Origin of the sequence: Archangium sp., assembly GCF_036388035.1 — a bacterium.
Lineage (GTDB): Bacteria > Myxococcota > Myxococcia > Myxococcales > Myxococcaceae > Archangium.
Genome location: NZ_DASVSO010001014.1, coordinates 1 through 26465, shown reverse-complemented (window position 1 = coordinate 26465; position 26465 = coordinate 1). Strand labels below are relative to the sequence as shown.

Sequence of the window (26465 nt, the reverse complement as noted above, 5' to 3'; positions counted from 1 at the left end):
CCGCGGCGCCCCCATTCCGCCCGACAAGTTTCCCCTCCTCTTCCAGCCCATGCAGCGCGCCACGGGGGATGTGGACAGGGCGGGGCGCAGCGTGGGGCTGGGCCTCTACATCGTGGACCACATCGTCCGCGCCCACGCGGGCCGCGTCGAGGTGCGCTCCACCGAGGCGGAGGGGACGCGCTTCACGGTGTGGCTGCCGCGCTCCGCCCCCGTGCCGAGGCGCTGAGCCCCGGGCCTCGCTCAACCTCCTGCCTTGGGAGGCGGTGGGTGGCGGGGCAGGCGCACCGTGAAGCGCGTGCCCCGCTCCTCGGTGGAGTCCACCGCGAGGGTGCCCTCATGCGCGAGGACGATCTGCTGCACGATGTAGAGGCCCAGGCCAATGCTCCCGGTCTTCGGGGAGCGCTCCGTAATGGGACCGCGCTTCATGGGCTGGAAGAGGTGGGGCCTCGCGTCGGGTGGAATGGGCCTCCCCCAGTTGTGGACCGTGAGCACCACGGCGTCGGGCTCACCCTGGACGCGCAACCGCACCGGTCTGTCCACCGCGCCATGCGCCAGGGCGTTGTTCACGAGGTTGGTGAGGAGCTGGGCGAGCCGATCCGCGTCCCACTCCCCCTGGAGGTCTCCGTCATGCTCGAGTTGAAGCTCGCGCCCGGGATGGGACATCCGCAGCTCATCCACCACCAGGCCCGCGAACCCGCGCAGATCGAAGGCGTCGTAATGGAGGACGAAGCCCCCTCCGACACGCGCCTGGGTGAAATCCAGCAGGCCGCTGATCAGCCGCTGGGCCCGCTCCGCGGACGAGAGGATGCGTCCGAGGGTGAGCGCGTGGCGCGCGGTGAGGTCCTTGTTGCGCAGCAGCAGCGCGGCGGCCAGGGTGATGGCGGAGATGGGGGTGCGCAGGTCATGGCTGACGATGCCGATGAGCTGCTCCTCGAACTCCGCCCGCTTTCGCAGCTCCTCCTGGATGCTCTGGCGCTCGCTGATGTCCCGGGTGATCTTCACGAAGCCCCGGTGGACGCCCTCCTTGTCCGAGAGCGCGCGCAGCGTCACCTCCGCGAAGAAGGTCTTGCCGCCCTTGCGCACCCGGACGCCCTCACCCTGGTAGACCCTCTTCTCCCGGGCCTGCTGCAGCTCCTGCTCGGGCTTTCCCGCGCGTCTGTCCTCCTCGGTGAAGAGCATGGAGAAGGGCTGGCCGATCGCCTCCTCGGCCGTGTAGCCCTTGATGCGCTCGGCCCCCGCGTTCCAACTGGCGATGCGGCCCTCGGTGTCCACCCGGAAGACGGCGTAGTCCTTGATGTCCTCCAGGTTCAGATGGAACCGCTCGTCGCTCTCTCGCTCGGGCATGGCGCATCCTGGCCCCACCGCGGGCGGGAGCCCTTCCCGGAAAGTTAAATTCTGTTGATGGGAGACGCTCTCCCCACGGGCCAGGACGAACCCACGGCGTCCAGGCGGGCACCTCGCGCTGGTAGCGCCCCCACCCCAGGTCTGGTCTGTCCGCGGACAGAAGTTACCTCTTGCGTGTGGACTTGCCCGGTTGCTTCCGATTAAGGGAGGAGGCGTGGATTCCCCCGTTCGCAGCCACCACAGCGAGGCCGTGAAGACTTGGCGGGACGGCTGGGGGGAAAACCTCTCGCAGCACGAGCTGGTCGACCTCCACGAGCGCGCCCTGGATGCGCTCTGGCGCCGGGCCCACCAGAGCCTGGGCGAGGTCTCCCTGATGGCCATCGTGGACCGGGTGCTCCACGAGGGGACCGGGAAATTCCCGCACCTCTCGGCGCTCAAGCTCGAGACGAGCGGCGTGCAGTGCGGGGCGCTGCGTCAGCTCGCGCCGGGGCTCGAGCCGGCGTTGCTCGATGAGTCCCTCGCGTTCCTGGTGTGCGAGCTGCTGCGGGTGTTGGGGTCCCTCACCGCGGAGATCCTCACGCCGGGCCTTCATGCGGCGCTGCTCAAGGTGCGGGTGCCGACGGTGGATGAGAAGGGTGGAACGACATGAGCGCTCCAGGTGAACAGCCACCGATTGCTCGGGTGGAGACAGGCATCCCCAACCTGGATGCCATCCTCCACGGCGGCCTGCCCAAGGGGGCCATCTCGGTGCTCGCCGGCCCGCCCGGCTCGGGCAAGACCATCCTCACCCAGCAGATGTGCTTCCACCACGCCGCCCAGGGCGGCCGGGTCCTCTACTTCAACACCCTCTCCGAATCGACGGCGAAGGCGCTGCTCTACCTGCGGCCCTTCGCTTTCTTCGATCAGAAGCTGCTCGAGGAGCGCATCCGCTTCGTCGACCTCGGGCTCATCCTGCGGACCAAGGGACTGGAGCTGACGGCCAACCTGGTGATGGAGCAGCTCAAGCTGTTCAAGCCCTCGATGGCGGTCATCGATAGCTACAAGGTGTTCGATGACCTCGCCAAGTCGGCCGAGGAGCTGCGCAAGTTCACCTACGAGCTCACCGTGCGGCTGATGGCCTGGGAGTGCACCACCTTCCTGCTCGGGGAGTACAACCCCGCGCACTTCGAGCACCCGGCCTACTCCGCCATCGACGGCATCTTCACCCTGGAGCAGCGGGAGCGCTCCGGGGAGCAGCAGCGCCTGTTGCAGATCGTCAAGATGCGCGGCACCTCGCACAGCCGGGACGAGCACCCGTTCGTCGTCACCGGGGACGGTGTCGAGGTCTACGCGCCGAGTGTCACCCTGCGGCGCCACCTCCGCCTCGGGCAGCGCCCGGAGGAAGTCGCCCGCCTGAAGACGGGCGTCTCCAAGCTCGATGCGCTCCTGGGCGAGGGCATCCCCCACGGCTCGAGCATCATCCTCTCGGGCGTGGCGGGCTCGGGCAAGACGTTGCTGGGGCTGGAGTTCCTCTACCGGGGTGCCCGGGACCACGACGAGAAGGGCATCTACTTCTCCTTCGAGGAGACCGAGCAGCGCCTGCGCTCCACCGCCCGGAGAATGGGCTGGGAGCTGGACCGGGAGATCGAGCGGGGGAGGCTGCGGATCGTCTTCATCCCCCAGCCGGACATCCTGGTGGATCGGGACCTGCTGGAGATGCAACGCCACGTCGAGTCCTTCGGAGCCCGGCGGGTAGTGGTCGACTCGATGTCGGTCTTCCTCCACAAGATCGACGACAAGAGCATCATGCGCGACAAGGTGTTCTGGCTGGCGAGCATCATCCAGAACCAGGAGGCGGTGGGCCTCTTCGCCAACGACGTCCCCGCCGGCGCGGTGGGGCACACCCGCTTCGGCGTGGAGGAGACGGTGATGGACGGGCTCATCCTGCTCTCGTGGGAGCAGGAGGGCCTGACGCGCCAGCGCTACGTCGAGGTGAACAAGCTGCGCAACACCGGGCACGCCACGGGCCGGCATTCGATGACGATCGGCCCCGGGGGCCTCAGCATCTTCCCGCGCGTGGACGAGTTGCCGAACTTCGAGTCGATCGCCCCGCCCATGGCCGAGCTGGGGCGGGTGTCCTGCGGCGTGCCGCGGCTCGATGACCTGCTCGGGGGCGGGCTGCTCGACGGCAGTGTGACGCTGGTCTCGGGAAGCCCTGGCACGGGTAAGAGCACCCTGGGGGTGCAGTTCGTGCTCGAGGCGGCGCGTCGCGAGGAGCGCGCGCTCTACATCTCCCTCGAGGAGGGCCCCCACCAGCTCCTCCGGGGCGCCGAGTCCCTGGGCCTGCCGCTGCGCGAGGCCGTCAACGACGGGTGGGTGGAGATCCTCTTCCTGCCACGCGAGCACCTGCACGCCCCGCGCTTCCTGAGCATGGTGGAAGACAGGATCCACGACCGTAAGCCCAGCCGATTGGTGCTCGACAGCGCCAGCGACATCGAGATCCTCGGCTTCGTCTCCGAGGAGCTGCGGCGGCTGCTCTATGGCCTCGTCCTCCGCCTGCGCTCGCTGGGGGTGACGAGTCTCTTCACCGTCGAGTCCCGCTCGCTCTTCTTGAGCGACACCCTCAGTGAGCGCGGGCTGTCGCCGCTGGCCGACAACATCCTCATGTTGCGCTACGCCCAGGAGGAGGGCCGGCTCGTCCCGGAATTGACGGTGGTGAAGACGCGCGGCAGCGATCACGACCGGGCGAGTCATCGCATCACCATGGCCCGGGGAGGCCTGCGGTTGGATGGTCAGTCCGAGAGCGCGTCCCCACCTTCGAAGAAGCCGGTGAAGAAGCGCCGGCCGGCGCCCAAGCGGGGGCGCCGTAAGTAGGCTCCCTGGCGAGGGGCCGCATGCCTGCTCAGGAGGTCGTCCCGTGAACGAAGGGAGCCTGTCCAACGGCGTGCCACCCGAGGGGGAGGGCCAAGTGCGGCCTCGGACCTTCCGCGAGCTGGAGCATGCCTGGCGTCACCTCGATCACCTGTATGAGATCAGCAAGCTGCTCAACGCCTTCGAGGGGGTGGAGCGCACCTTCCCCGAGCTGATAGTGCTCGCCACCCAGGTGCTGCCCCTGCGCACCGCGTTCCTGCTGGAGGGGGTGGGTCCGAACGGCGAGCCCCTTCCGGAGCGCCCCCGGCTGACGGTCTGGCGCGCGGCGGAGGTGACGGCCGAGCAGCTCTCCCGGGCGGCCGAGAAGGCGGCCGCCACGTATGCCTGGCTGGTCGGGGTGAAGGAGGTGGAGCCCCAGGGCGGGCAGGCGGCCGAGCTGGGGGGGCCCGAGGCGTGGATCCTCCCGGCGCCTCCCGCGCGGGCCGAGCCGACCTTCGTCACCCTTCCGCTGGCGGCCAAGGGGCGCGTCTTCGGCGCGCTCCAGGTGGAGGCGGCGGAGGTGCTGGCCGAGGAGGGGCTGGCCTTCATCGACGCGGTGGCCAACCAGCTCGCGGTGGCGCTGGATCAGCACTACGCGCTGCGGCGCGAGATGCGCCTGCGCCAGCGCGCGGAAGCGGCCGAACGGCTGCAGCGGGCGCTGCTGGAGCGCGAGCGGCAGGCCCGCCAGGAGGCCGAGGGGGCCCACCGGCGTCAGGCCTTCCTGGCCGAGGCGAGCTCCGTGCTGGCCGGCTCGCTGGACTACCACGCCACACTGCCCCGCATCGCGCGCCTGCTGGTGCCCGCGTGGGCCGACTGCTGCGCCATCGACCTGCTCCACCTGAAGCCCGGCGGCGAGAAGGGGGCCGGCGGGGCCGAGCGCATCGCCATGATGGCGGTCGAGCCCCCGGGCCAGGCCTTGGGGAGCGCGTCCTTCGTCGGCCAGGCGCTCGCGTCCCATCCCTGGGTGGCCTTGCCCGCGAGCCCCGAGAGCCTGCCGCAGGGGAACGTGGCGGTGGAGCGGGCCGAGTGGGCCGGGTTTCCCTCCAACCTCCGTCTGCTCATCCGCGTGCGCGGCCGCACGGTGGGGGCGCTGAGCCTCATCTCCGCCCAGCCGGGGCGCTATGGCCCCGGGGATGTCCTCCTCTTCGAGTTGCTCTCCCAGCGCATCGCGACGGCGGTGGAGTCCGCGCTGCTCTACCAGCAGGCCCTGGAGGCGGCGCGCTGGCGCGAGGAGCTGCTCACGGTCGTCTCGCACGACATCAAGACGCCCCTGGTGGTGGTGAGGATGAACGCCGAGATGCTCCTCCAGGCCGCGCGGCCGCCGGGGGAGGAGCGCCGGCGTCAGGGTCGCCGGCACCTGGAGAACATCATGCGCGCGGTGGAGATGATGCGCGACCTCATCGTGGGCATCCTCGACCGGGCGCGAGAGCAGGGCATGCCCATGCCGCTCGCACCCCAGCCGCTGGCGGTGGACGCCCTCGTGCAGCAGGCGCTGGAGGTACTCCGGCCGCTCGCGCTGGACAAGTCCCAGGACCTGACGACGGACGTGTCCCCGGGATTGCCGCGCGTGCGCGCCGACCGGGAGCGCCTCCTCCAGGTGCTCACCAACCTGGTGGGCAATGCCATCAAGTTCACCCCCACGGGCGGTTGCGTCACCGTGCGGGCCCGGCAGGTGGATGGGAAGGTGCGCGTCTCGGTGAAGGACACCGGGCCGGGGATTCCCACCGAGGACATGCCGCACCTCTTCGAGCGCTTCTGGCGGGCCTCCGGCGTGAACGAGCGGGGGACCGGGCTGGGGCTGAGCATCGTCAAGAGCATCGTGGAGGCGCACGGCGGCACCCTCTGGGTGGAGAGCCAGGTGGGCACCGGCAGCACCTTCTTCTTCACCCTGCCCGTGGCGGAGTGAGCCCCTCCAGCGCGGTGCGTCACCCGCGCCCGGGGTTCCAGGGCCGGGAAGCGGGAGGGCTGGCGGGCGGAGGGCGGGCCCCACGACAGGCTCGCCCATTGAGGCCCGGGGTGGTGTAGATGAGGGGCAGCGTCTTCCGAACCCGGAGCCACTTCACATGAGCACCAGCCCCCGGCTGAATACCGCCACCGCCGCCGCCTCGTCCGAGCGCATCTGGGAGGAGGAGATCCTCCCCAAGCTGCACGAGTACATCCGCATCCCCAACAAGTCGCCCGGCTTCGAGCCCGACTGGGCCAAGAAGGGGCACATGGACAGGGCGGTGAAGCTCATCGCCGGCTGGTGCGAGTCCCAGGCCAAGCACATCCCCGGCCTCAAGGTGGAGGTGGTGTCGCTCAAGAACGAGAAGGGCGAGGAGCGCACCCCCGTCATCTACATGGAGATTCCGGGCACCGGTGACGACACCGTCGTCCTCTATGGCCACCTCGACAAGCAGCCCGAGATGACGGGCTGGCGCGCGGGCCTCTCCCCCTGGGAGCCGGTGCGCGAGGGCGACAAGCTCTACGGCCGCGGCGGCGCCGACGACGGCTACTCGGCCTTCGGCTCGCTGGCCGCCATCCGCCTGCTGCGCGAGCAGGGCATCTCCCACGCGCGCTGCGTGGTGCTCATCGAGGCGTGCGAGGAGAGCGGCAGCTACGACCTCCCGGCCTACATCGAGCACCTCGCCCCGCGCATCGGCAAGGCCTCGCTCGTGGTGTGCCTCGACTCGGGCTGCGCCAACTACGAGCAGCTGTGGATGACCACCTCGCTGCGCGGGCTCGTCTCCGGCAACCTGCGCGTGGACATCCTCTCCGAGGGCGTGCACTCGGGGGACGCCAGCGGCATCGTGCCCTCGTCCTTCCGGATCTTGCGCCAGGTGCTCTCGCGCGTGGAGGACGAGCAGACGGGCCGCATCCGCGTGGACGGCCTGCACGTGCACATCCCCCAGGCCCGGCGCGACCAGGCCGCCGCGGTGGCCGAGGTGCTGGGCGAGGAGGTGTACTCGAAGTTCCCCTGGGTGCCCGGCTCCCGGCCGATGACGGTGGACCGCGTCGAGCAGATCCTCAACCGTACCTGGCGCCCGGCGCTCTCCGTCACCGGCGTGGAGGGCATGCCGGCCCTGGGCAGCGCGGGCAACGTGCTGCGCCCCTTCACCTCGGTGAAGCTGTCCATGCGGATTCCTCCCCGGGTGGACCCCAAGGCGGCCATCCAGGCCCTCAAGCAGACCCTGGAGGCGGACCCGCCCTACGGCGCCAAGGTGAGCTTCGAGGGGGAGAAGGCCAGCGCCGGCTGGGACGCGCCGCCGCTCGAGAAGTGGCTGGAGGAGGCCACCCACGAGGCCTCGCGCGCCTACTTCGGCCGGCCCTTCATGGCCATGGGCGAGGGCGGCACCATCCCCTTCATGGAGATGCTCGGCAAGCGCTTCCCCGAGGCCCAGTTCCTCATCACCGGCGTGCTCGGCCCCAACAGCAACGCGCACGGGCCCAACGAGTACCTCCACATCCCCACCGGCAAGAAGCTCACCTGCTGCGTGGCCAGCGTCATCGCCTCGCACGCCAGGCGGTAGGCCGCACCGCGCTGGAAATGAAACGGGCCCCGGTGTTTCGCCGGGGCCCGGGGTGAAGGGGGGAGTGGGGGAGGGCTCAGGACTGAGGGGGCTCGGAGCCCTCGGGCGTGGGCGAGCCCTCGGCGGCGGCCTCGGCCGTGCCGGACTCCTCGCCACCCTCGGTGGGCTCGTCCTCCACCTCCTGCACCTCGCCCGCCGCTTCCGCCGCCTGCTGCGCCTTGACCTGGTCGTCGTTCATGAAGCCGATGGGCAGGTCCTTCCGGTTGAGGAAGCGCACCGACTTCTGGGAGAGGGCGTACATCTGCTCGGCCACCGCCGCCGGCACCAGCGAGTGCTCGATTTGCGCCGGCTCGGGCCGCTCCACCACCGCCAGCGCGCCCTCCTCGAGCTGCTTGGCCTGCGTCTCCGTCAGCTCCAGCCGGCGCAGCTTGCCCTTGCGCGTCATGAAGTAGAAGACGGTGGCGCCCACGTCCACGGGCACCTGCCCATTGAGGACGAGCTCGCGCAGCTTCCGGTCCTGCTCCGCCTGCTTCTTGGACTCGATGCGCTGGGCCGCCTTCGAGCCCGGCAGCGGGGGCAGCTTGGGCACCAGCCCGCCAGCCGGCTCCCCGCTCGGCCGCCCGCCCTGCGGACGGCCTCCACCCGGGGGGCGCCCGCCCTGCGGACGTCCAGCGCCCTGCGGACGGCTTCCGCCCTGGGGCCGGTCTCCACCCGGGGGGCGCCCGCCCTGGGGACGCCCACCCTCGGGCCGTCCTCCCTCACGACGGGGCGGGCGATCCTCGCGGCCTCGCGGCTCGCGGGCTTCGCGCGCGTCCCTGTCCCCGCCTCCGGGCGGTCCCTCACGCCGTGGCGCCTGGGAGGGCGCGGGACGGCGAGCGGCTGGGGCTTCGTCCGCCTTCTTCGCCTGGTCCTCGGAGACCAGGCCGGCCTTCAAGAGCTTGTCACGCAGGTTCTGCATGAAACGGCGTTCTAGCCCGTACATTGCCGCGCGCAAGCCGTCCCTTGCCGCTCCAGCACCCACCCCGTAATTTGGGCAACCCCCCGCTTGGAGCCGGAGGAGTCGTGACCCGTTTCAAGAAGTTCGCCATCGCCGCCGCCGTGGCGCTCGCCGCCGTGGGCTGTCAGGACCCCGTGGACAAGGCGGCCAAGGCGCGCATCTTCTCCCCCGAGGACCCGCCCAAGGTGGTGGCCTCGGCCGCCGAGAAGCTCCCGCCCGAGGACGTGGCGTCCAACCCCCGGGTGGCGCGGCGCATCCTGTCCATGGACGCCGCCGAGGTGACCGAGCGCCTGGGCCCTCACGCCTACAAGGCCACCGTCAGCTACGAGTGGGCCGGCGCCCCGGGCACCGTCCCCGTCAAACTGTCGGAAACCCGCACCTTCCGGGCCGGCCGCGGCGGCGTCAGCGGCGACTTCCATGGTGTGCTGGAGAACAGTCGGGACCAGGGCCTGGAGGTGATGCGGGTGGAGGGAAAGGTGTACGCCCGCAACCGCTACGGCACCTTCCGCGAGCGCCTGCGCGACCGGGGCATGGCCGAGCGCACCCGCACGGAGCTCACCGGCGCCATCCGCGACGTGGACTCGCTCTTCCGGGGCCGGCTGCACCTGGCGCCCCAGGGCACCATCACCTACGAGGGCCGCACCGCCTGGCGCTACAGCGTGGAGCTGGGTCCGGAAGGCGACACGGGCAGCGCCCCGGCCGTCCTCCCCTCGCTGCTGGAGCCCAAGAACGGCCGGGATGACACCACCAAGCGCCGCCTGGCCTTCTTCGAGAATCGCACCCCCAAGTCCCTGAGCGGCGAGGTACTGGTGGACGCCCAGACGTCCGTCGTCCTCAAGGTCCGGCTGGATGGGCGCATCACGGTGCCCGCCAACGACGCCGGGGGCGCCGCCGAGCTGCGCATGGTGCTGGACTCCGCGCTGAGCGAGCTGGGCAAGGATCCGGAGCTGGCGCCGCCCCAGGACTTCCTGCCGGACGTGGACAAGCCGCAGGGTATCGCCGACGCGCTGGACCGCTTCGGCATCCCCCGCAACAAGCCCGAGGGCGCCACGACCCCGGGGGCCGCTTCCCCCGCCGACGAGCCCGCGGACGACGAGGGCACCTGAGCCTCGCCACCCCGGCCCGTGCTTGCTCCGGGCCGGGGGGTTCTGGCTGTCGCACCCGGGGCAGGTCGCTACAGGGCGGCACCAAGATGTTGGAAGAAAATTTGACCCTCCTCTTGCGATCTCTAGAATCCTCGTCGGTTGCGGCTCAGGCGCGTCCGACATGCTCGGATGTTCAGGTGCCCACAAGCAAGGGAGCGGAGATGGAGCGCAAGGTCGGTAGCAGCACGACGGTGACGGCCAAGGAAGCCAAGGTGGCGCTGGAGAAGGCGCATACCCTGTCGTCCGAGGAGGAGAAGGTGCTGCGCATGCGGCACGGTGCCGGCGCCGCCAGCAAGAGCGCGCCGCTCCCTCGTGCCGCGGGCAACAACCAGGAGCTGGGCGATGAGCTGCTGCTCATCGAGATGCAGCTCATGAAGGCCATGCGCGAGCGCACCGGCCAGACGAAGTCGGCCAGCAAGTCCAAGCCGGCCGCCGCCGCCACCGCGACGAAGGACAAGATCGTCCGGGCGCTGCGCAAGAAGAAGTAGCCCCCCTCGGGGGAGCCACTCAGCGGTCCAGCAAGGCCACGAGGCGGCTCCCCGCCTCGGGGAGCGTGAGAGCTTTTCCCGAAAGCTCCGAGGCGAGGGCCTCGGCGTCGTCGGTGCCACCCCGCCCGAAGAAGCCCTGAAGCCAGCGACCCGCGGCGGGGTTGCGCCACCAGTCCTCGTTGAAGCGCGCGGTGAGCTGCTGCGTGAGGCGTGTCTCCAGCGCCCAGGCGCGCAGGTAGCGCGTCACGTAGAGCTGCGGGTCCACGTCGAAGAGGAAGAAGCCTGGGTGCGGCTCGACGAAGAGCGCGCGCCGCTGGGCGTCCGCGTACTCCTCGGCCCGCTCGGGCGAGGCGCCGTGGCGGTAGAGGGACAGCTCGTAGGGCAGCTTCGCGCAGTGGCGGCGCAGCACGGTGAGGGCCTGGAAGGCCGCCATGCGGGAGGCGTCGCGCGCGGGGGCCGAGGGCAGGCGCACGTAGCGCTTGAGCCACTCCTCGTGGGTGGGGAGCCGCTCGAAGAGGGTGGCGAAGGCCTCCGTCACCGAGGCGTCCTCCAGCCGGCGCAGCTCCAGCGGGAGCTGGTCCGACACATGGGCGTGGTGCAGGGCATGGCCGTACTCGTGCAGCAGGCCGCCGAGGGCATCCAGGCCCGCGCGCCGCCGCACCACTAGGCGCACCTCGTCCGGCACGCGCACCGTGACGGTGAAGGGGCGCGAGGCCTTGCCGGGGCGCTCCTCGTCGTCGATGCGGAGGCGGCCCTGGGCGGCGGGGTGGAAGCCCCACTCGGTGAGCCAGCGGACGACGGCGGGCCACTCGTCCTCGCGCCGGAAGAGGCCGTTCATCCACGGCACCTGGGTGGCCGCCTGCAGGTCGTGCCTGCGCGCGTTGCCCGAGGGCAGGGGGCGCAGCGTGGGCTCCACCTTCTTGAGGACGTAGGCGAGCACGTCGCGGTAGGCGTCCTCGGTGGCCGCGAGCGTCTCCTGGGCGGCCTTGGCGAGCGGGTCCAGGGCGATGCCGGAGACGTCCTCGCGCAGGGCGAGGTAGCTGGGGGCGCGCAGCTGCTCGGTGACGCGGAAGGCGGCGTCGCGGCGGTCGCTGTAGAGGCCCCGGTTGTCCCAGAGGAAGTTGCCGGTGGCGCCCTCGAGCAGGGCCCGGCGGCCGCGCTCGGACTCGTGGGGGAGCTGGCCGAGCGCCTCGCCGAAGGAGAGGACCTGGTCGTCCACGGGGAGGCGGGCGCGGGTCTCCAGGTGGGAGATGGCCTCGGCGTGGGAGGCGGCGAGGGCCTCCTCCAGCTGGGTGGCGATGAAGTCGCGCAGCAGCCGGAGGCGGCGCACGCCGAGCAGATCCCCCTTGGCCTGGGCCTTGGGGACGGCCTCGGTGACGGCGGCGAAGGCCTCGGCGGAGGCGATTTCGGGCGAGTCCTCGTAGAGCTCCCGCAGGGGGAGGTCCGGGGCGAGGCCGGCGGCGTGGCGGTAGTGGAGGGTGGCCAGTTGAGCGAGGAAGTCGTCCAGGCTCGCGCGCAGCAGGGGGAGGGGACGGTCCATGGGGGGGCGGAAGGTAGACACTTCGCACCCCGGGGAAAAGGCCCCAGAGGGCGGAGCGTGCCGCTTTGGAATTACGAACACGGCGCGGAGAAGAGAGCTGCCAATACCGCGCCCCCGCGCCCGCTCATCGACGGCGAGCCGTGCCAGGCGGAGCACGGGAAGAGCACGGTGGGGGCTACCGCGTCTTCTTGCTCAAGTCCGCCGGCAGCTCGCGCAGGGCCTGAAGATGGTGCAGCAGCGCCTCTTCGATGAGGCGGCCCTTCTTCACCCCATGAGCCTCCACATAGCGCTCGACGAGCTCCTTGGTGGTGTCGGAGACATATGCGGAAATCTGGGTTTCGGCCATGGCGAGTTTCCTCTACGAAAACGTAGAGCGGAGGGAGGTCCGCTACAAGCCCATGGATTGAGGTCGTACCCCTCCAGCGGCTTCCAGGGCAGCAGGCGAGCGAAGCGCCCACTGTTCCGAGGACACGGGCTTCCCGAGGTGCTCCATCGCCACCGCCAGGTCCTGCGCGTGGCAGCGGAGGGACAGTGCGTCCGCGCCGACGAGGTAGTGCTCCTCGATGCGCTTCAGGTCCGGGAGGGGGACGACGGGCCGATGGAGGAGGTGCTCGGCGGTACTCCACGAAAAGCCCATCAGCCGGCGGGTGGCGGGGAGGCCGATGCGGCGCCACAGCCAGGGCACCATCTGCTCGAGCTCGGTGGTGAAGAGCGAGGCGTGCGCCGCCCAGGGGACGCGTTCCACGCGGACGCCATGCGCCGGGCACTCCACGCGACGTGGCGCGTAGCTCAGCCACACCGGCGTGCGCTCCAGCGCGAGATGGCGCCACCGGCGCTCGGGCCGCGTGTCGTAACCACGCCAGAAGTCGTTACAGATTCCGCACCGGGGCGCGCGCAGGCGTGGCCGGACTTGTACCACCAGGCCCTCGGGTTGGAGGCTGGCGCCTCGTACGCACAGGCCCTCCAGTCCCAGCACACGCTCCAACAACGCATTCACTCCCACGCTCTCCATCGTCGTTTCTCCCGGGAGGCTTCGTCGCCCTCCCACACATGACGAGGCGCGGTGCAAGGGGGCGGCCAGGCGCTGGGTCGGAGTGCTACCTGTGCGGCTCTGGGTCTCGACCGTCTCCCGTGGGGGACGGCCGTCCAGTGTCGCGCCGGGTGGGCGCGGATTGAGCTGGGGTTCAGCCCTCCATCACGGGCGCGGGGCCCATGGGCGCCTTCTTCTTGGAGGCGCTGGTCTCCGTGGCGGCTGCCTCGCGCGGCGTCGGGCCGTGGCCGCCCATGCCCAGGGAGATGCCGCCGGTGTGGTAGGCGCGCTCGCCGTGGACGTGGGGATCCAACCCCTCGTACTCGGCCTCGGCGTCCACGCGCAGGCCCACCACCGCCTGCACCACCTTGAGGAGGACAAAGGTGAGGAGCGCGGAGAAGCTGGCCACCGCCAGCAGGCTGAGCGCCTGCTTGCCCAGCAGGGCCCAGTTGCCGCCCGCGAGGAGGCCATCGGCGCCGGCGGGATTGACGGCCACGGTGGCGAACACGCCGGTGAGCAGGGCGCCGAGTGCTCCTCCCACGCCATGCACGCCGACGACGTCCAGGGCATCGTCGTAGCCCAGGTGCTCCTTGAGGAGGACGCCGCCGTAGCAGGCCCCGCCCGCGAGGAGTCCGATGGCCAGCGCGCCCACGGGCGAGACGAAGCCCGCCGCCGGGGTGATGCCCACGAGCCCCGCCACGAGCCCGCTGGCGGCCCCCAGCGCCGTCACCTTCTTGAGCCGCACCAGGTCCACGAGGCCCCACGCCACCGCGCCCGCCGCGGCCGCCAGGTGGGTGTTGGTCGCGGCGAGCGCGGCCAGCTCATTGGCGCCGAGCGCGCTGCCCGCGTTGAAGCCGAACCAGCCAAACCAGAGGAGCCCCGCTCCCAGCAGGGTGAGGGCGAGGTTGTGCGGAGGCTGACGCGTGCCTCGGCGGCGGCCCACCACGAGCGCCACCACGAGCGCCGAGACACCGCTGGTGAGGTGCACCACGGCGCCCCCGGCGAAGTCGAGCGCGCCCAGCTTCAGCAGCCAGCCGTCCGGAGACCACACCCAGTGCGCCACGGGCGCGTAGACGAACGTCGCCCACAGCACCGTGAAGAGGAGGAAGGCGGAGAACTTGAGCCGCTCGGCGTACGCGCCGCTGATGAGCGCGGGCGTGATGGCGGCGAAGGTGCCCTGGAAGAGGAAGAAGAGGAGGTGCGGCAGCGTGCCCTTGGCCTCCGTGCCCACGCCCTTCATGAACAGGTGCGTGGCCCCACCGATGAGGCCTCCGTGGCTCTCTCCGAAGGCGAGCGAGTAGCCCCACAGCGCCCACACCACCGTCACCACCGCCAGCGCGCCGAAGCTGTGCATGAGCGTGGAGAGCACGTTCTTGCCCTGCACCATGCCCCCGTAGAAGAGCGCCAGCCCCGGTACCATCAGCATGACCAGCGCGCTCGCGACCAGCACCCACGCCACATCGGCTCCGACGATTCCGCCCGGCATCCACACCTCGCGCTCAATGGGCCCCCCTGGGCCCGCACACCCGACGCTTGTGCAACACGAGGGCCAGCGCGTCCGCGCACGGAGGGCTCGACGTATCCCCGCGAAAACGTGGGGCCCTTTCGTCAAGGTGTGCTTGCCTGCCTGGGCTTCCTGGCCCTTCTTCCGTCCTACGTTTTTGTCGGTTGGACTTCGAGAACCGACAAATTCGTAGGACTCCCAGAGGGGAGGCGGGCCGGGCTCCACCGGCTGGGGGATGCCCGTCGCGGGGGAGGCGTCCGCGTCCTACGTTTTTGTCGGTCTCCGGGTGGGTTCCTACGAAATTGTAGGAAACCCCCTCTCCGGGGGGGATGGGTTGTTGGCGAGTCGATGGAGCGGACCGCCGCGTTGCGACATGAGGGGGGCGCTTCATCCTTCGTCAACATGCCCCGCGCGACCGGGCTCGCTGGGGCCCGGTCTTGCGCTCGTCTCGGTGGGCTTGCCAGAGTTGGGGCGAGCCCGTCAGCCCTCAACCTGTGGAGTCCCCTCGGTGAAAGTCGTTCATTCCCCGCTGCATGCCCGCCACGACGGTGGCCTGGAGCTGCATCGCGGTGAGCTGGTGCCGTGCTTCGAGATGCCGGTGCGTGCGGATTACATCTTGAAGGCCGTGGAGCGCGCGGGGTTTGAAGTGCACGAGCCTCGCCCGTTCGCGCCGGAGTCGCTCCTGCGCGTCCACGACGCCGGGTTCGTCGAGTTCCTGCGCACCGCCCATGCCGAGTGGCGCGCCGCCGGCAAGGAGGGCTTCATGCTGCCCAGCGGCTTTCCCGCCCGAGGCCTGCGCCGGGACCACATTCCGTCCGGCATCAACGGGAAGATGGGCTACTACGCCTTCGACGCCAGCACGCCGATCGTCGAGGGCACCTGGGACGCCGCGCTCGCCGCCGCGCACTGCGCCCTGACCGCCGCCGCGTGGATCGCCGAGGGCGAGAAGAGCGCCTACGCCTTGTGCCGTCCGCCCGGACACCACGCCGGGCACTCGCTCTACGGCGGCTACTGCTTCCTCAACAACGCCGCCCTGGCGGCGCAGCACCTGCGCGACAAGGGGTTCGCTCGGGTGGCGCTGCTGGACGTGGACTACCACCACGGCAACGGCACCCAGGACATCTTCTGGGAGCGCTCCGACGTGCTGTTCGTGTCCATCCACGCCAGCCCGGAGACCGAGTACCCCTACTTCCTCGGCTATGACGACGAGCGCGGGGCCGGCGCGGGCGAGGGCTACACCCGCAACTTCCCGTTGCCGCGTGGCACCACCTGGAAGGAGTACAGCACCGCGCTGGAGGCGGCGCTGGACGTCGTCGGCGGTTTCTCGCCCGATGCGCTGGTGGTGTCGCTCGGCGTGGACACCTATGAGGGCGATCCGATCAGCGCCTTCAAGCTCGCCACCCCGCACTACCCGCTGATGGGCCGGCGCCTGGCCGAGCTGAAGCTGCCAACGGTCTTCGTCCAGGAGGGTGGTTACGCGGTGGACGACATCGGCACCAACGTCGCCGGAGTGCTGGAAGGGTTCCTGGGCACGCGCTGAGGCTCGGCGGAGCCCGGCTCAATCCTTGAGGATCCGCAGCGTCACCGTGGACTCCTGCTGTGGGGTGATGGGGACCACGGCCGCGGCTTCACCCACGGCCTGCTCCCCCTTGAAGGCCCGCACCTCCACGCGGATGCGCTCTCCCGTGGTGGGCCCCGGCTCCAGCCCGAGCGTCAGCGGGAAGCGGTGCTCCTGGGTGAGCGCGTACTCCTTCTCCAGCAGCACCTCCGCGTCATCGGCCCCCACCACCCGGACTTCCACCCGGTCCACGTCGTCGGGGATGCGCAGGGCCCCGTCGGGTCCAGTGGCCTCGATGGTGAGGAACACCGCACCCCGCCCGCACGCCACCAGCAGCAACAGCCCGAGCGCCAGTCCGGCCCAACCCCTCCGCGCGTGGGCCCTCACCGCAGGGTCTCCATCCCGATCGTCCCGGGCCGCACCGGCGCGTCCCGGTTGAGCAGCACGGGCGTGGCCACCGCCGCCGCGACTCCCACGCCCACCGCCGTCCAGAACGCCCAGTTCTTGTAGACGGGCTGGGACACCGTGAGCGCCACCGTCTCCATCGTCAGCTCCAGCGGGGCCTGCTCCGCTCCCACCGAGGACAGCAGCGCCCCGTTCGCGTCGCGGGCCCGGACGAAGTACTCGATGGTGCGCTTGCCCGCGGGTCCGGGGAAGGCGTTGGGCACGTTGCCCGAGAAGGCGCCGTCCTCGCCGCGCACCATCCCGAGCTGTGAATAGCCGCTCGTGCTCCCGCGCGGGCGGTAGTGCAGCGTCATCGCCGCCACCCGGTCCATTCCGGCCGTCACCGTTACGTCCACCGTCGTCGTGCCCCCCTGCGCGTTCGGCTTGGGCGGCGCGTGCCTCAGCCTCACCGCCTGCCGCACCCGGTACGCCTTCTGCGCGTTGGCGAAGTAGGAGCGGATCTTCGGCGACGCACCGCCCGTCAGCTCGTAGTCCGGCTTCACCTCCAGGATGTGCAGGAAGGCCTCCTCCGCCTTGGGCCCGTCGTCGAAGGCCGAGTGCGTGAGGGCCATCAGCTTGTAGATCTCCATCCGCTGGGCCGCCGTCACGCCCTTCACCGCCAGCGCGAACTCCAGCTTGGGGAGGATCTCCTCGAACTGGAAGCTCAGGTAGAGCTGGCGCGCCTCCTCCAGATACGGATTGGGAGGGCCCTCGGAGGGAGCCGTCTCCGAGGACGCCGTGGACGTCGCGGGCGTCGCGGGCGTCACCGCCTCCTCGTCCTCGGGAGGAGGGGGGGCGGCGACCTCCTCGGCGGGGGTTTCCTCCGCGGGTGGCTCCTCGGCGGGCAGCACCTCGGCGGGTGCCTTCTGGGAGGGCTTGCGCTTGCCCTTCTTGAGCGGCTTGGACGACTTGAGAGGCTTGAGCGTCTTGCCCTGGACCTTCCGGGCCGCGGCGTCGGCGGCTGCTGGCGTCCAGGCCACTCCCAGCGCCAGGCACGCGGCCAGCGCTCGGGCCCAGAGCGTCCTCGAACCCCGGAGCGCCCCGGTCTTCCGCCTCCACCCGAGCAGGAACAGCAGTGCGGCCAGCGGCAGCGGCGCGCCCGTCCCGCTCGAGCAGCCCAGGGGCCCTCCCTTCGAGTCCGCCCGGGCCGTCACCGTCACGTACACGGGCGCGCTGGTCAGGTCTCCGTCCGAGACGCGGAGCCTCAGCGTGTACACGCCCGGCACCGCCGGGGTGAACGACGGCGTCGCGGTGGTCGCGTCCGTGAGCACGGGCTCGTTGCCGGTGGGGAAGCCCGCCAGGGTCCAATCGTACGAGAGCCTGTCGAGCGGATCCGGATCGTGGCTCCCGCTCCCCTCCAGCGTCACCTTCTCGCCCACGTTCACCTCCACATCTCCGCCCACCACCCCCACGGGCGAGTTGTTGTTCGCTCCGAGGGTGCTCACCACCACGTCCACCTCGACGGGGGCGCTGGGCACCTCGCCATCCCAGACGGTGAGGCGGAAGCGGTAGCGGCCCTTGCCGGGCGGCTCGAACCGGGGAGTCGCGCCCGACTCCTGCAGCACCACCGGGCTGCCCCACACCTGCTCCCAGACGTACCGGAGCGGCTCGCCGTCCGCATCCACCGACGCCGAGCCGTCCAGCGTCGCGACGCCTCCGATGATGAGCTGCTGATCCGCTCCGGCGTTGGCGAGCGGCGGGTGATTGCCGCCCGTGGTGACCTGGACGAGCACGGTGGAGGGCACGGAGGTCAGCTTGCCGTCCGACACGGTGAGCCCCAGCCGGACGAAGCCCGGCCGGGTCGGCGTGAAGGTGGGCTTCGGCGAGCGCTCGTCATCGAGCGTCACCCGAGGCCCGGCCAGCTGGGTCCACTGGTAGGTGAGCACGTCTCCGTCCGGATCCGCGCTGCGCGTTCCATCGAGCTGGAGCTCCGCACCCACGCTCCCCGTGCGCTCCGAGCCCGCTCGGGCGATGGGACGGCGGTTGGCCACCGGGTCGTTGATCTCGAAGGTGACCGTGTCCTCGGGGCTCGTGGTCTTCCCGTCGCTCACGGTCAGGCCGAGCACCACCGTGCCCGCGCCCGTCGCCCGGAACGTCGGCGTCGGAGACGTGGCGGGCGTGGGCGCATCGGCGGGGCCGGAGATTTTCCGCCAGCGATACGCCAGCGCGTCGCCGTCCACGTCGTAGCTGCCACGCCCCTCCAGGACGAGGGGCAGGCCCGGCTCGCCCACGCCATCCGGGCCCGCCTGGGCGACCGGTGCATGGCTCGTCACCCCGGGGTCGATGGCGATCACCTCGACCAGGGCGGGCTCGCTGTCCTGGGTGCCGTCATTCACCACGAGCACGACGCCGTACCGACCATCGGCGTGAGGCGTGAGTCGGGCCTCGGGCTGCTCCATGTCGGCGAGCGTGGCCCCGTCCCCGTCGGACTCGAGTGCCCAGCGGTGGGTGAGTGCGTCGCCGTTCGGATCCTCACTGCCTCGGCCATCGAGCATCACGTCCTGGCCCACCGCCACCACCCGTCGCGCCGGCACGGAGGCCCATGGGGCGAGATCCAACAGGGTGACGGTGGTGCGGACCGGCTCACTGGAAGCGCCGGCCGTGGCGACGAGCTCGAAGGTGCGCGCGCCGGCTCGGGTGCCCAGGAACCAGGCGGTGGCCTTGTCCGCGTCGTGCAACTCCACTGGCTCCCCGGACACCTGCGTCCACCGGTAGTCCAGCGCGCGGCCCAGGGGATCCGAGCCCGTGCCCACGAGCACCACCCGACCCGGGCGCGCGGTGAAGTCCGCGGGCGCGGTGGCGGTGGGCTTCGGCGCGGGGATGTCGATGAGCACCTCGTCGGTGGTGGTGCCCTCGCCATCGCCCACCGAGAGCACGAGGGGGTGCTTGCCAATCGGCAGATCCAGCGTCACCCGGACGCCGCGCCCGAGGACGGTTCCCTCCTCGGACCAGATGTAGTCCAGCACGTCCCCGTCGGGGTCGCGCGAGCCCGAGCCGTCGAGCGTCACCCTCATCACCGGCTGGGTGGGGGGGAGGGTCTGGTCGGGGCCGGCGTTGGCGACCGGCGGCGAGTTCTCGATGAAGGCGGGGCTCGACACCTCGGCGGTGCCGTAGTCGGCGCCGTCCCGGGGTCGCACGCGGTAGTACCAGACCTCGCGCTTGGCGGTGGCGGAGGCGGGGACGCTGGCCTGGTTGAACAGCGAGGGCTGCTCGAGGCCGTTGCGGTACCAGCGGATCTCCGAGCTGGACTGCGCATCCCCATCCAGGTCGGCGTAGGTGTAGACGGCGTGGAGCGCGTCATCGGTGCGCGGCTGGGCCGGGCTGAGGGTGGCGTGGGTGGCGGACGGCGCCGTATTGCCGAGCGTCACCGCCGGAGAGGTCTGCGTCGCGCCGAAGGCGAGGCCGTCCTTGGGGCGCACGCTGAAGCTCCAGGCCTCGCCCTTGCGCGCCGTCCCGGCCGGCACCGTCTTCAACCCGGCCAGCGAGGCCACCAGCGTTCCATTGCGGTACCAGTTGAGCTCGCTGCCGGACTCCGGCTCTCCGTCCGGGTCGCTGTAGAGGTAGTTGGCCACCAGGGTGTCCTGGGCGCTGGGGGCGAACGGGGTCATCTGCAGCGCCGTGGCCACCGGGGCTGAGCTGCCCACGATGACCGAGGTGGACGTCACCAGCGGACCGAAGGCCACGCCGTCCTTGGGCTTGACGGTGAAGTACCAGGTCTCTCCCGCCTTGGCCGTCCCGGCGGGCACGGTGAGCTGGCCCGTCAGCGCCGGCACCTCCACGTCATTGCGGTACCAGCGCAGCTCGGTGCCCTGCTGCTCGTCCGTGTCCGCGTCCGCGTACGAGTAGCTGGCCACCAGCGGATCCGTCGCCTTGGGGGACAGCGGCGAGAGGTTCACGTTGGTCGCCTTGGGCGGCGTGTTGAGGATGAGCACCGGGGTGCTGGTGACGAGCTGTCCAAAGTCGGTGCCGTCCCTGGGCCGTACCGTGACGTACCAGCTCTCGCCCTTGGCGGTGGCGCTGGCCGGCAGCGTCCTCAGCCCGATGTAGGCCTGCGCCTCCGTCCCGTTCTTGAACCAGTGGAGATCCGTTCCGGACTCGAGGTCTCCATCCGTGTCCGCGTAGGTGTAGGCGGCCACCAGGTTGTCGTCCGTGCCCGGCTGCGCGGGCTGGATGGCGAGGCTGCTCGCGAGGGGCGCGTTGTTGGCGATGGAGACCTCGGCGGAGGTGAGCGGCGTGCCGAAGGCGGTGCCGTCCTTGGGGCGCACCAGGAAGGACCACTTCTGGCCCTTGGCGGTCGAGCCGGCCGGCACGGTGAGCATGTTGAGGAAGGCAGTCTGCTCCACGCCGTTCTTGAACCAGCGGATCTCACTGCCGGACTGCGCGTCCGAGTCCGAGTCCGAGTAGGCATACGAGGCGGTGAGCGGCTCGCCCGCGTTGGGGTTGGCGGGGCTGATGGCGAGGCTCGCGGCCACGGGGGGCGAGTTCTGGATCGTCACGGTCGCCGAGGTCACCTCGGTGCCGGAAGCGGTCCCATCCGAGGGCGTCACGGTGAACTTCCAGGCCTGTCCCTTGCCCAGCTTGGAGGGCGGTACGGACAGCGCGTTGCGCAGGGTGGTGTCCTCGGTGTTGTTGCGGAACCACTTCACGGTGGTGCCAGACTGCGCGTCCTTGTCCACGTCCGAGTAGGTATAGACGGCGGTGAGCGATTCGGTGACACGCGGGCCGGACGGCGAGATGGAGACCAGGGTGGCCGTGGGCGGGGTGTTGGCGATCGTCACCGTGGTGGAGGTGACGGCCGCGCCGAAGTCCGTGCCGTCCTTGGGGCGGAGGATGTAGTACCAGTTCTGCCCCTTGGCGATGTTCGTGAAGGCCACCGTGGTCTGGTCCGCCAGGGTCGTCTGCTCCACGCCGTTCTTGAACCAGCGGATCTCACTGCCGCTCTGGAGGTCGCCGTCCGCGTCGGAGTAGGTGTAGCTGGCGGTGAGCGCGTCGGAGGCCTTCGCGGCCGCCGGGCTGACGGTGGGCGAGGTCGCCACCGGGGCGGTGTTGGCCACCGTCGCCACGGGCGAGGTCTGGGTGGGGCCGCACACCAGCGTGGTATCGCAGGGCTGGACGGTGAAGGACCACTTGTCGCCCTTGGTGGCGGCGCCGGCCGGCACCTTGTTGAGGTTGTCGTAGGTCGGCTGCGCGGCGCCGTTCTTGAACCAGCGGATCTTGCTGCTCGCCTCCCCCTGGTTGTCCGGATCCGAGTAGGTGTAGCTGGCCGTCAGGGGATCCGCCTTGCGCGGCGGCTCGGGGGTGATCCGCACGTCGGTGGCGGTGGGGGCGGAGCTGCCCACCACCACGGTGGTGGAGGTGACCATCGCCCCCAGGCTCGCGCCGTCCTTGGGGCGCAGCGTGTAGTACCACTGGTCGTTGAGCGTGAGCGGTCCCGGGACGGTGCGCGCATCGTTCAGCCCGGACTGCGGCAGGCCGTTCTTGAACCAGCGGATCTCCGAGCCCAGATCCGTGTCGCCATCCGGGTCCGCATAGGCATAGGAGACGCCGAGGCTGGAGGTGGAGCTGGGCGAGGCGGGGGAAATTTGCACGTTGCTCGCCGACGGCGGCGTGTTGGCGATCGTCACCACCGAGGACGTCACCGTGGCGCCCAGGGCCGTTCCATCGCTCGGGCGCACGGTGAAGTACCAGACCTGCCCCCGGAGGGTGGCCGAGGCGGGCACGGTGCGCTGGTTGAGCAGCGCTTGCTGCTCCACGTTGTCGAGGAACCAGTGGAGCTCCACGCCGCTCTCCGCGTCCCCATCCGCGTCGGTGTAGGTGTACTGGGCGCTCAGGACCTCGTCCGTCTTGGGGGCCGCGGGCGAGATGGAGGGGGCGGAGGCGACCGGGAGCGTGTTGGCGATCGTCACCTTGGGGGACGTCTCCAGCCGGCCCAGCTCCAGGCCATCGCGCGACCGGACGGTGAAGTACCACTGCTCGCCCCGGGTGGTGGCCGAGGCCGGCACCGTCAGCTTGCCAGCGAACGCCACCTGCTCCTCTCCATTGCGGTACCAGCGCACCTCGGTGCCACTCTCCACGTCCCCGTCCGCATCGGAGTACGCGTAGGTGCCGGTGAGGGCGTCCTCCGTCCTGGGCTCCGCGGGCGTCAGGGACAGCGGGGTGGCGGTGGGCCGGTTGTTGCCGAGGTAGATGACGACGCGGTGGTTGCTCGAGTCCGCCACGTAGAGGCTGCCCGCCGCATCCAGTGCCACGCCGCGCAGGCCGCACAGCGACGAGGCCGTCACGCCGCCCGAGTTGCACGACTTTCCGGCCGAGGACGTCTGGCCGAAGATGCGGTCCGCGCTCGTGTCGGTCGTCCGTGGCGAGTTGTACTGGAGGACGCGGTTGTTGTCGTTGTCGCTCACGTAGATGTTGCCGGACGGGTCCACCGCGATGCTCTTGGGATCGCACAGCCCGGTCTGACCCTGGGCGCAATTGGTGGTGCTCATCGCCGTCTGGCCGAGCACCAGATCCGCCACCGTGTCCGAGGTGAGGGGCGCGTCGTACTCCAGCACGCGGTGGTTGGAGCTGTCGGCCACGTACAACCGCAGGGTGGGGACGGTGGCGTCCAGCCCGAGGTGGTAGGGGTCACACAGCGAGCTGGCCGACACGCCGGTCTTGTTGCAGCCACTGACGGTGAAGCCCGCCTGCCCGAAGACGACGTCGGCGGTGGTGTCGGTGCCCCAGGGGTCCACGTACGCCAGCACGCGGTGGTTGTCCGCGTCGCTGAGGAACAGCTCGAAGGCCGGGCCCACCGCGAGGCCATAGGGATCGCACATCGTGGTGGCGCTCGGGCCCGACAGACCGCGGTTGCACGAGTTCGCGATGAAGTCCGCCTGGCCAATCACCTTGTCCGCCACCGTGTCGGTGGTGAAGGGGGGCTCGTACAGGAGGACGCGGTCGTTCGCGGAGTCGGACACGTAGACGCGGCCTCGCGAGTCCACCGCCACCGAGGAGGGGCTGCAGAGGCTGGCGGCGGACACGCCCTGGCTGTTGCAGCCCGAGGTCAGGAGATCCGGTTGACCCAGCACCAGGTCCGCGGGCGAGCCGTTCTGGAAGGAGTTCACGTCCGCCCAGGCCAGCACGCGGCTGTTGGAGTAGTCCGCCACATAGAGCCGGCCCGGCGTGACCGAGGTGTCGAGCGCGACGTCGTAGGGCGAGGACATCCCGGTGCCGTCCACCAGGTTCACGCCGTTGTAGCGGAAGCCGGACTGGCCGAGCAGCGCGTCCGCCGAGAGGTCCGTCGAGAGCGGCGCGTCGTAGCGCAACACCCGGTGGTTGGTGGTGTCCGCCACGTACACCTCGCCGGACGGGGCCACCCCCACCGCGCGCGGGTTGCAGAGGGACAGGCCGGAGATGCCACCGCTGTTGCAGGTGTTGGTGATGAAGTCCTTCTGCCCGAAGGCGCGATCGGCCAGCGCGTCACCGCTCGTGCCGAAGGGCGCGTCGTACTCCAGCACGCGCGAGTTGCCGTCGGAGATGTAGAGGTTGCCGGCCGCGTCGGTCGCGATGTCGGTGGGCGCGCACAGGCTGCCCGCGCCGAGTCCTCCCCGGTTGCAGGAGCCCGTGGTGAACGCCGCCTGTCCGAAGACGCGGTCCGCCGACTGGCCGGTGGTGAATGCCCCCAGGCTCCATGTCAGCACGCGGCTGTTCGAGGTGTCCGCCACGTAGAGCCGGTGGGCGGAGCGATCCACGTGCAGGCCCACGGGTCCATTCAGGCCCGCGGCGTCGATGAAGTTGCGCGCGGTGTTGCTGAAGTCCGTCTGGCCGAGGACCCGGTCCGCGGCGGTATCGCCCCCCGTGGCGAACGGGGTGTTGTAGGCGAGCACCCGGTGGGCGAAGGGATCCGCGACGTAGAGGTTGCCCGTCGCGTCCACCGCCACCGCGGGAGCGGAGGTGGCCAGACAGGTGGAGGAGGGGGTGGTGCACCCGGTGGACGTCACGCTCGACCTGCCCACCACCTTGTCGGCCACCAGGTTGGTGGTGAGCGGCGTGAGGTAGCCCAGCACGCGCGAGTTGCCCTCGTCGCCCACCCACACGTTCCCCGCGCCATCCACCGCCACCGAGCCCGGGTTGCAGAGCGAGGAGCCGTTGAGGCCGCCCGCGTTGCACGACCCGGACGTCATGCTCGCCTGTCCGAAGGACTTGTCGGCCACCGTGTCCGCGGGCGAGGCGTTGTACTCCAGCACGCGCGAGTTGCTGTAGTCGGCCACGTAGAGGTTGCCACTCGCGTCGAAGGCCAGACCGCGTGGGTTGCACAGCGTCTGCGCGGAAGTGCCGCCGGTGTTGCAGGTGAGGGTGGTGAAGCCCGTCTGACCGAACACCTGGTCCGCCGTGGCGTCTCCCCCCCGGCCTCCGGTGAAGCGGAGCACGCGGTCGTTGTCGGAGTCCGCCACCAGGAGGTCCCCCGCCGCGTTCAGCGCCACGCCCCAGGGCGCGCACAGGCTCTCGGGCCCGGCGCCGCCGCTGTTGCACGTCACGCCGGTGAAGGCCGTCTGGCCCCACACCTTGTCCGCCACCGCGTCGGAGGCGAAGGGCGTGTCGAAGACGAGCACCCGGTTGTTGTTGGTGTCCGCCACGTAGAGGTTGCCCGAGGCGTCCACGGCCACTCCGCGCGGGTAGCACAGCGTGCCGGCCCCGACTCCCTCGGTGTTGCACCCGGTGCTCTCGAAGTCCGGCTGGCCGAGCACCCGATCGGCCGGCGCCCCGCTGGCGAACCCGGTGGCGCTGCTCCAGCCCAGCACCCGGTGGTTGTCCGTGTCCGCCACGTAGATGCGGTTGGGCGTGGTGCTCCGGTCGATGGCCAGTCGGGTCGGGTTGTACAGGCCCCGCTCGTCCACCCGGTTGGATGCATTCCGCGCGAGACTGCCCTGCCCGAGCACCCCGTCCGCCACCTGATCCGCGAGCGGCGCGACATAGCGCAGGACGCGGTGGTTCCCCTGGTCCGAGACGTAGAGGTCCCCCGCGCCGTCCACCGCCACGCCCGTAGGGGTGCAGAGGGTGGTGGCGCTCGGGGGGCCGCCCAGGTTGCAGGAGTTGGGGAGGAAGCCGCCCCCCTGGCCAAAGACGCGGTCCGCCACCGTGTCGGTGGTGAAGGGCGCGTTGTACTGGAGGACGCGGTTGTTGCCGGTGTCCGCCACGTAGAGGTTGCCCGAGGCGTCCACCTCGACGGCCTTCGGGGTGCACAGCGAGGTGGCGCTCACGCCCGTGCTGTTGCAGCCGCTCCGGTACGCATCCGGCTGGCCCAGCACCTTGTCCGCGGGCGCGCCGTTGGCGTACGCGAGGGCGTCCGCCCAGGCCAGCACGCGGCTGTTGGCGGTGTCCGCCACGTAGACGCGAGGCGGGCTGACGCTGGTGTCGAGCGCGAGCCCCTCGGGCGCGTTCAGCCCCCGGCCATCGAGCAGGTTGAGGGTTCCCAGGCCCGACGTCGTCTGGCCGAGGAAGATGTCCCCCACGTTGTCCAGCGGGGAGCGCAGGCCCTGGCGGCTCTGGGCGAAGGCGACCGGCTCATGGGCGCCCTCCGGCGGGGCGGACTCGCGGCAGGCGGCGGCGACGAGCAGGAGCGCGGGCCACAGGTGGCGCGCCTGGAGGCGAGCGGGGCGAGGGAGCGAGGCCATAAGAGGAGGTGTCCGTGGGAGAGCGGACGGGGCGAGCCTACCTCAAGCCCAGGCCGAGAATAGCCCCCGTTCCCGGGCTTCCCTGGCTGCCCGGGGCGCCACGTTTCCGGTAGAGTGCGGGCCAATGACCCAGCAGTTCGGAAAATACCTCCTGCTCAAGCGCCTGGCGCTGGGTGGGATGGCGGAGATCTGGCTCTCCAAGCAGCTCGGGGTGCAGGGCTTCGAGAAGCTCGTGGTGGTGAAGCGGATTCTGGAGCAGTTCGCTGGCGAGAAGGAGTTCGTCCAGATGTTCCTGGACGAGGCCCGGCTGGCGGCCACGCTCAACCACCCCAACGTGGTGCAGATCTACGACCTGGGCCAGGAG

16 protein-coding genes and 1 pseudogene are annotated in these 26465 nt (G+C 70.9%); 9 read left to right on the top strand and 8 right to left on the bottom strand.

Annotated features, from left to right (window positions below; translation table 11 throughout):
• Positions 1-226, top strand: a 226-nt coding sequence (locus VF697_RS41760; protein ID WP_331104115.1) for an ATP-binding protein, incomplete at its 5' end; no start/stop codon positions are given.
• A gap of 14 nt (positions 227-240) precedes the next feature.
• On the opposite strand, the gene VF697_RS41755 is transcribed toward VF697_RS41760, so the two are convergent.
• Positions 241-1344, bottom strand: a complete 1104-nt coding sequence (locus tag VF697_RS41755; RefSeq protein WP_331104114.1) for a PAS domain-containing sensor histidine kinase — start codon at positions 1342-1344, stop codon at positions 241-243.
• A 214-nt stretch (positions 1345-1558) separates the two neighbouring features.
• Between VF697_RS41755 and VF697_RS41750 the strand changes: the two genes are divergently transcribed.
• From VF697_RS41750 to VF697_RS41735, 4 genes are all read left to right on the top strand, one after another.
• Positions 1559-1993 (top strand): hypothetical protein, encoded by a 435-nt coding sequence (locus tag VF697_RS41750; protein ID WP_331104112.1) that lies wholly within the window; start codon positions 1559-1561, stop codon positions 1991-1993.
• Positions 1990-4197: an ATPase domain-containing protein gene (locus VF697_RS41745; RefSeq protein WP_331104110.1), complete on the top strand. Its 2208-nt coding sequence runs from the start codon at positions 1990-1992 to the stop codon at positions 4195-4197. The genes VF697_RS41750 and VF697_RS41745 overlap by 4 nt, the downstream gene beginning before the upstream one ends.
• Before the next feature lie 43 nt (positions 4198-4240).
• On the top strand, positions 4241-6139 hold the full coding sequence (locus VF697_RS41740; RefSeq protein WP_331104108.1) for a sensor histidine kinase: 1899 nt from the start codon (positions 4241-4243) through the stop codon (positions 6137-6139).
• A 157-nt stretch (positions 6140-6296) separates the two neighbouring features.
• Entirely contained in the window at positions 6297-7742 is a 1446-nt protein-coding gene (locus tag VF697_RS41735) for a M20 family metallopeptidase (protein WP_331104106.1), read from the top strand.
• Between the two features lie 76 nt (positions 7743-7818).
• Here the strand turns inward: VF697_RS41735 and VF697_RS41730 are convergent, their stop codons facing one another.
• On the bottom strand, positions 7819-8331 hold the full coding sequence (locus VF697_RS41730; RefSeq protein ID WP_331104104.1) for a DUF2058 family protein: 513 nt from the start codon (positions 8329-8331) through the stop codon (positions 7819-7821).
• A 473-nt stretch (positions 8332-8804) separates the two neighbouring features.
• On the opposite strand from VF697_RS41730, the gene VF697_RS41725 reads away from it, so the two are divergent.
• Positions 8805-9845 carry a hypothetical protein gene (locus VF697_RS41725; RefSeq protein WP_331104102.1) on the top strand — a complete coding sequence of 347 codons (1041 nt, stop codon included), beginning with the start codon at positions 8805-8807 and terminating at the stop codon, positions 9843-9845.
• A gap of 200 nt (positions 9846-10045) precedes the next feature.
• On the top strand, positions 10046-10372 hold the full coding sequence (locus VF697_RS41720; RefSeq protein ID WP_331104116.1) for a hypothetical protein: 327 nt from the start codon (positions 10046-10048) through the stop codon (positions 10370-10372).
• Between the two features lie 19 nt (positions 10373-10391).
• On the opposite strand, the gene VF697_RS41715 is transcribed toward VF697_RS41720, so the two are convergent.
• The 4 genes from VF697_RS41715 to VF697_RS41700 form a co-directional block, all read right to left on the bottom strand.
• Complete coding sequence (locus VF697_RS41715; RefSeq protein ID WP_331104100.1) at positions 10392-11912, bottom strand: peptidase M3; 1521 nt, start codon at positions 11910-11912, stop codon at positions 10392-10394.
• Positions 11913-12087: 175 nt separating this feature from the next.
• The gene (locus VF697_RS41710) at positions 12088-12258 is read right to left on the bottom strand and encodes a hypothetical protein (protein WP_331104098.1); all 171 of its coding nucleotides are present in this window, start codon (positions 12256-12258) and stop codon (positions 12088-12090) included.
• A gap of 42 nt (positions 12259-12300) precedes the next feature.
• Positions 12301-12924 (bottom strand): hypothetical protein, encoded by a 624-nt coding sequence (locus VF697_RS41705; protein WP_331104096.1) that lies wholly within the window; start codon positions 12922-12924, stop codon positions 12301-12303.
• Between the two features lie 172 nt (positions 12925-13096).
• Entirely contained in the window at positions 13097-14428 is a 1332-nt protein-coding gene (locus VF697_RS41700; RefSeq protein ID WP_331104094.1) for an ammonium transporter, read from the bottom strand.
• Between the two features lie 526 nt (positions 14429-14954).
• Here VF697_RS41700 and VF697_RS41695 point away from each other — a divergent pair.
• Positions 14955-15986, top strand: a complete 1032-nt coding sequence (locus VF697_RS41695; protein ID WP_331104092.1) for a histone deacetylase family protein — start codon at positions 14955-14957, stop codon at positions 15984-15986.
• 18 nt (positions 15987-16004) lie between these two features.
• Here the strand turns inward: VF697_RS41695 and VF697_RS41690 are convergent, their stop codons facing one another.
• Positions 16005-16391 (bottom strand): hypothetical protein, encoded by a 387-nt coding sequence (locus tag VF697_RS41690; protein ID WP_331104090.1) that lies wholly within the window; start codon positions 16389-16391, stop codon positions 16005-16007.
• Positions 16388-26101: a PKD domain-containing protein gene (locus VF697_RS41685; protein WP_331104088.1), complete on the bottom strand. Its 9714-nt coding sequence runs from the start codon at positions 26099-26101 to the stop codon at positions 16388-16390. The genes VF697_RS41690 and VF697_RS41685 overlap by 4 nt, the downstream gene beginning before the upstream one ends.
• A 124-nt stretch (positions 26102-26225) precedes the next feature.
• Between VF697_RS41685 and VF697_RS41680 the strand changes: the two are divergent.
• Positions 26226-26465: pseudogene (locus VF697_RS41680) on the top strand (protein kinase); the annotation flags it as partial.

Excerpts from the sequence above, each read along its gene's own strand:
- VF697_RS41735 (WP_331104106.1), top strand. The coding sequence starts at position 6,297 with ATGAGCACCAGCCCCCGGCTGAATACCGCCACCGCCGCCGCCTCGTCC.
- VF697_RS41720 (WP_331104116.1), top strand. The coding sequence starts at position 10,046 with ATGGAGCGCAAGGTCGGTAGCAGCACGACGGTGACGGCCAAGGAAGCC.
- VF697_RS41715 (WP_331104100.1), bottom strand. The coding sequence starts at position 11,912 with ATGGACCGTCCCCTCCCCCTGCTGCGCGCGAGCCTGGACGACTTCCTC.
- VF697_RS41705 (WP_331104096.1), bottom strand. The coding sequence starts at position 12,924 with ATGGAGAGCGTGGGAGTGAATGCGTTGTTGGAGCGTGTGCTGGGACTG.
- VF697_RS41685 (WP_331104088.1), bottom strand. The coding sequence starts at position 26,101 with ATGGCCTCGCTCCCTCGCCCCGCTCGCCTCCAGGCGCGCCACCTGTGG.
- VF697_RS41710 (WP_331104098.1), bottom strand. The coding sequence starts at position 12,258 with ATGGCCGAAACCCAGATTTCCGCATATGTCTCCGACACCACCAAGGAG.
- VF697_RS41755 (WP_331104114.1), bottom strand. The coding sequence starts at position 1,344 with ATGCCCGAGCGAGAGAGCGACGAGCGGTTCCATCTGAACCTGGAGGAC.
- VF697_RS41700 (WP_331104094.1), bottom strand. The coding sequence starts at position 14,428 with ATGCCGGGCGGAATCGTCGGAGCCGATGTGGCGTGGGTGCTGGTCGCG.
- VF697_RS41745 (WP_331104110.1), top strand. The coding sequence starts at position 1,990 with ATGAGCGCTCCAGGTGAACAGCCACCGATTGCTCGGGTGGAGACAGGC.